The sequence below is a fragment of the Dokdonella sp. genome, from assembly GCF_036518555.1.
Lineage (GTDB): Bacteria > Pseudomonadota > Gammaproteobacteria > Xanthomonadales > Rhodanobacteraceae > Dokdonella_A.
On the sequence record NZ_DATDMY010000058.1, the window covers coordinates 1 to 4,999 of the forward strand.

Annotated in this window: 4 protein-coding genes; 2 read left to right on the forward strand and 2 right to left on the reverse strand. The window is 72.2% G+C overall.

The window, feature by feature from the left end; translation table 11 throughout:
* The first annotated feature begins 9 nt into the window (after positions 1–9).
* Complete coding sequence (locus VI238_RS03475; RefSeq protein ID WP_414650023.1) at positions 10–144, forward strand: hypothetical protein; 135 nt, start codon at positions 10–12, stop codon at positions 142–144.
* Entirely contained in the window at positions 141–2,402 is a 2,262-nt protein-coding gene (locus VI238_RS03480; protein WP_331648484.1) for a xanthine dehydrogenase family protein molybdopterin-binding subunit, read from the forward strand. The genes VI238_RS03475 and VI238_RS03480 overlap by 4 nt, the downstream gene beginning before the upstream one ends.
* A 31-nt stretch (positions 2,403–2,433) precedes the next feature.
* On the opposite strand, the gene VI238_RS03485 is transcribed toward VI238_RS03480, so the two are convergent.
* Both VI238_RS03485 and VI238_RS03490 read right to left on the reverse strand, forming a co-directional pair.
* Positions 2,434–3,855 (reverse strand): UbiA family prenyltransferase, encoded by a 1,422-nt coding sequence (locus tag VI238_RS03485; protein WP_331648486.1) that lies wholly within the window; start codon positions 3,853–3,855, stop codon positions 2,434–2,436.
* A gap of 249 nt (positions 3,856–4,104) precedes the next feature.
* A complete protein-coding gene (locus VI238_RS03490) occupies positions 4,105–4,833 on the reverse strand; it encodes a hypothetical protein (protein ID WP_331648488.1) in 729 nt (242 codons plus the stop codon).
* Positions 4,834–4,999: the final 166 nt, after the last annotated feature.

Sequence of the window (4,999 nt, forward strand, 5' to 3'; positions counted from 1 at the left end):
GCGGTCGACCTGCTCAAGCGCAAGCCGAAGCCGAGCGAGGACGACATCGCGTCGATCGGCAACCTCTGCCGCTGCGGCACGTACCCACGCATCCGCAAGGCGATCCTGCGCGCGGCCGAACTCATGCAGGGAGAACGCAAGTGAGCGCGTCCGTCGATCCGGGCCGGCGCCGCTTCCTCGCGATTTCGCTGGGTGCAGCGGGCGCACTCGTCGTCGGCGTGCGCGATGGCCTCGCCGCGCCGACGCCCGGCGTGCCGCCCGAACTCCTCGGCGACGATCTCACCGAACTCGGCCCGTTCGTGCGCATCGAACGCGACAACCGCATCGTGATCGGGGCGCGCGGCTGCGAGATCGGCCAGGGCGTGATGACCTCGTTGCCGATGCTCGTCGCGGAGGAACTCGACGTCGACTGGGCGCAGGTGCGCGTGGTGCAGCTGCCGTACGGCTACGTCGACACCGACAACGGCCCGTCGAACCGCTACGGCGACCAGGGCGCGGGCGGCAGCACGAGCGTGCCCGACGGCTGGAAGGACCTGCGCCAGGCCGGCGCGACCGCGCGCTGGCTGCTCGTGCAGGCGGCCGCGAAGGAGTGGAACCTCCCGGCCGAACAGCTGCGAACCGCTTCGGGCGAAGTGCTCGCGCCGGACGGGCGCAAGCTCAGCTACGGCGCACTCGCGCGCAGCGCGGCGTCGATCGCGCCGCCGGAGCATGCGGTCGCGCTGAAGAAGCCGGAGCAGTTCCGCATCATCGGTCAGCCGACGCGCGTCGTCGACGCGCGCGAAATCGCGACCGGGCGCAGCCGCTTCGGCATCGACGAGTACGCGGCCGACGCGCTCGTCGCGGTGATCGTGCGCTGCCCCTATCTCGACGGCACGCTCGAATCCTTCGACGACGGCGAGACGCGCAAGGTCGCGGGCGTCGTCGACGTGATCGAGATCGCCGGCCCCAAGCCCGGCGAGCCGTTCGACGGCCCGCTCGCGAGCGGCGTCGCCGTGCTCGCCGAGCACACCTGGGCCGCGCTCAAGGGGCGCGAGCTGCTCAAGGTGAAGTGGAAGCAGGGCCCGTGGGCCGCGGAATCCAGCGGCGCGCTCGCCGCGCGCGCGCACGAGCTGCTCGATCGCAACGAAGCGGGCACGAGCGTGCGCCACGACGGCGACGTCGCGAAGGCGCGCAAGCAGGCGCGCCAGTTCGTCGAGGCGCGCTACGAAGTGCCGTTCCTCGCCCACGCGACGATGGAACCGCCCGGTGCGCTGATCGAGATCAAGCAGGACAGCGCGCGCCTCGTCGCGTCGCTGCAGAGCCCGGGCGGCGCGTCGGAGATGATCGCGCGCATGACCGGCCTTGCGCGCAAGGACATCGAGATCCACATGACGCGCGCGGGCGGCGGTTTCGGACGGCGCCTCGAGAACGATTTCGTCGCCGAAGCGGTGCTCGTCGCGAAAGCCGCGGGCAAGCCGGTCAAGCTCATGTGGACGCGCGAGGACGACCTCCAGCACGACTTCTATCGCCCGTTCGGCGTGCACGCGCTGTCGGCCACGCTCGACCGCAGGAAGCGCGTCACCGGCTGGACGCACCGCTGCGCGGCGACGCCGCGGCCGTACCGTGAAGGCGGCGGGCGCAAGCGGCCGATCAATGCCGGCTGTCTCGAAGCCGACGACTTCCCCGCCGGCCTCGTCGCCAACCTCGACAAGACCTTCTTCGCGGTCGAATCGGGCATGCCGCGCGGCTGGTGGCGCGCGCCGCTGCACACCTTCCACGCGTTCGCGGTGCAGAGCTTCATCGACGAGCTCGCGATCGCGAGCAAGCAGGACGCGGTCGCGCTGCGCCTCGCGATGCTCGGCGAACCGCGCCGCATCCCCTATTCCGGCCACGGCGGCCCCGAGTTCGACACCGGTCGTCTCGCCGAGGTGCTTCGCCGCTGCGCGGCGAAGATCGGCTGGGGCGAGCGTCGCGACGACGGCCACGGCCTCGGCATCGCCTGCCATTTCACGTTCGGCGGCTACACCGCGCACGCGTTCGAAGTTTCGGTCGAGGGACGCGAGCTGCGCATCCATCGCGCGGTCTGCGTCGTGGACGTCGGCCGCGTCGTCAATCCGCTCGGCGTCGAGGCGCAGATGATCGGCGGCACGATCGACGGACTGTCGACCGCGCTGCATCTCGCGATCACGATCAAGGACGGCCAGGTGCAGCAGCACAACTTCCCGGACTATCCGCTGCTGCGGATGGCGCAGGCGCCGCGCAGCGTCGAGGTCGAGATCGTCGCATCCGAGGCGGATCCGGTCGGCGCGGGCGAGATGGGGATACCCGGCGTCGCGCCCGCACTCGCCAACGCGGTCTACGCCGCGACCACGGTGCGCGTGCGCAAGCTGCCGCTGATGCCCGAACTCATGCGCATGCTGTAGGGCGCCGTCGCGCAACGCGTGCCGCCGCGGCCTACGCCGCCATCGCCACGGTCGCGATGAAGGCCGCGAGCACGGCGAGGCTCGGCACGTCGGTGAGCGCGAACACGACCGGATCGTCGTGCATGCGACCCCGTCGCGCGAGCGACCACACGCGCAACAGCCAGTAACCGAGCAGCGGCAGCAGCAGCCACAGCCAGTGCGGCTGGCGATACAGCGCGGCGCTCTTGGTGCTGTCGACGTAGAGCGCGAGGACGAACAGGCTCGTGGCCGCCGCCACGGCGCCGAACCGGCCGATCCAGGCGAGGTGGGTCGCGCGGTAACCGCGCCCGGCGACGCTCTCCTGCGCGCTCTCCACCACGCGCTGCACCTCGGCGTAGCGCTTGACCAGGGCGAGGCTGAGGAACAGGCACATCGCGAATGCGAGGAACCAGGCCGACGCTTCGACCGGGATCGCGACCGCGCCGGCGACGATGCGCAACGTGTAGAGCGCGGCGAGCACGACCACGTCGACGAGGACGACGCGCTTGAGCAGCAGCGAATACGCGAGCGTCGTCGCCGCGTACAGGCCGAGCACGAGCACGAAGCGCCACGGCAGCAGCGATGCGAGCGCGAACGCGCCGAGGACGAGCAGCGGCGCCGCGACGAGCCCGCTCGCGATCGACAGGCGCCCGGCCGCGAACGGTCGCGCGCGCTTGCGCGGATGGCGACGGTCGGCGTCGAGGTCGAGCAGGTCGTTGAGCACGTAGGCGCCCGATGCGCACAGGCAGAACGCGACGAACGCGAGCGAGGCCGCGGACAGCACCGCGGGCTCGAAGATGCGGTGGGCGGCGACCGCGGCGACGTAGACGAGCAGGTTCTTCGACCACTGGTGCGGACGCAGCGCGCGCAGCGCGGCGCGCCATGCCCCCGGACGCGGCTCGATGACCGCGTCGACCGTACGCGAACGTCGCAGGCGCGCGAGCACGCGCGCGGGCGCGTTCGCGACGATCGCGCGGCGCGCGCGCAGCCACACCGCGAGGTCGGCGCCCGCATCGCCGATATAGTCGAAACCGCGCTCGCCATGGCGCGCGACGAGGGCCGCGGCCTTGCGGGCGCCGTCGAGATTGGTCTCGCCATCGCTGCCGATCGCGGCGTCGAAGCCACCCACGTGCGCGGCGACCGCGTCGACCCAGCGCTGGTCCGATGCGCTGCACAGCACGCGCGGTCGCGTACCGGCATCGCGCAGCAGCGCGAGCACGCGCGCGTCGTACGGCAATCGCGTGACGTCGGGGCAGGCGCGCCGCGCGATCTCGCGCTTGAGGCGGGCCTTGCCGCGCCACAGCCACAGCGGGAGCACGAACAGCCAGAGAGGATTGCGTCGCAACAGCGCGAGCACGGATTCGTGCAGCAGGTCGGTGTGGACGAGCGTGCCGTCGAGATCCACGCACAGTGCGACGTCGTCGTGGTCCTGCATGCGGCGCGCTCGTTCCCTGGGGGTCGTGATCGCGTCGAGGATAACCGATCGCATGGCGCGGCCCGCGCCGTCGCGATCGGCCGGCGTGGCCGCGTCGTGGCCGCCGCCGACCTCGACGCGTGTCGATCGCAGCGGGTCTAGCCGCGCAGCGGCGAGTCCGGCCGCGAATCGCCGCACCCGTCGCCGCGCACGGTGTCGTGCACGTGACGTGCACGCGCCACCGGCGGCACGCGCATCGCGCGCGCCGCCCTACGGCGCGGGTTCGCAGCCGCCGGATTCGGCGCGCTGTTCTGCGCGGTGGCGGATCGCCTGCTGGTCGGCGAGGCCGACCCACTTGAGGTACTTGCCCGCGACCTTGTCGCCGAGCGACAGGTCGGGCGCGAACGCCTGCGAGAAGCGCGTCTTCTTGCAGTCGAGCGGATTGCCGCGTTCGGCGATCTTCTCCCAACGCTGCCGTGCCGCCTCGCGCTCCGTCTTCGGTGGCGGCGGCAGGCTCGGGAGTTCGCCGCCTCCGAGCCGGATCGACCCGTCCGGATTGAACAGCTGCGGTGCGCCGCCCGCACCGCCTTCGCCGATGCGCGCGCGCATCGCGTCGGTCGATTCCTCCGCGCGCGGCGGCGGCGCCTTCACCTTCACTTCGGGCGGGGAGATCGCGATGCGGCTCGGACGCGCGACGATCGGCGGCTCGGGTTCCGGCGGAGGCGGCGGTACTTCGGCGCTCGGCTCGATGAGGTTGACCGTGACGACCTGCGGCGCGCGCGCAGGGTGCCGGTGCGGCCGCATGCCGAGTCCGAAACCGACCAGCTCGACCAGCGTGACGACGAACGCGAGCAGTCCGCCGAGCAGCAGCAGGCGCCGGTCGCGCACGGGCCGGATCTCCCAGCGCAGGCTGCGTTGCCATGGCAGCCGGTCGCTCGCGAAGCGCAGGCGCCCCGGTTCGTGCAGGGTCGGCGGCGAACGATCCGCGCGCGGCAGCATCGGCGTCGGCGATGAGGGATGCTGCAAGGTCAAGTGTCGATGCCCGGATGCGTCGCGGCAGGATAATGACGGCGCGCTAAAGCGCGGTTAAACACCCGGCCGGCGCTCGCCGTGCGGCACTTGCGGTGGCGCCTCGCGCGGAGCCTGCATCGGCGCGCGATCGCCG

Excerpts from the sequence above, each read along its gene's own strand:
- VI238_RS03485 (WP_331648486.1), bottom strand. The coding sequence starts at position 3,855 with ATGCAGGACCACGACGACGTCGCACTGTGCGTGGATCTCGACGGCACG.
- VI238_RS03490 (WP_331648488.1), bottom strand. The coding sequence starts at position 4,833 with ATGCTGCCGCGCGCGGATCGTTCGCCGCCGACCCTGCACGAACCGGGG.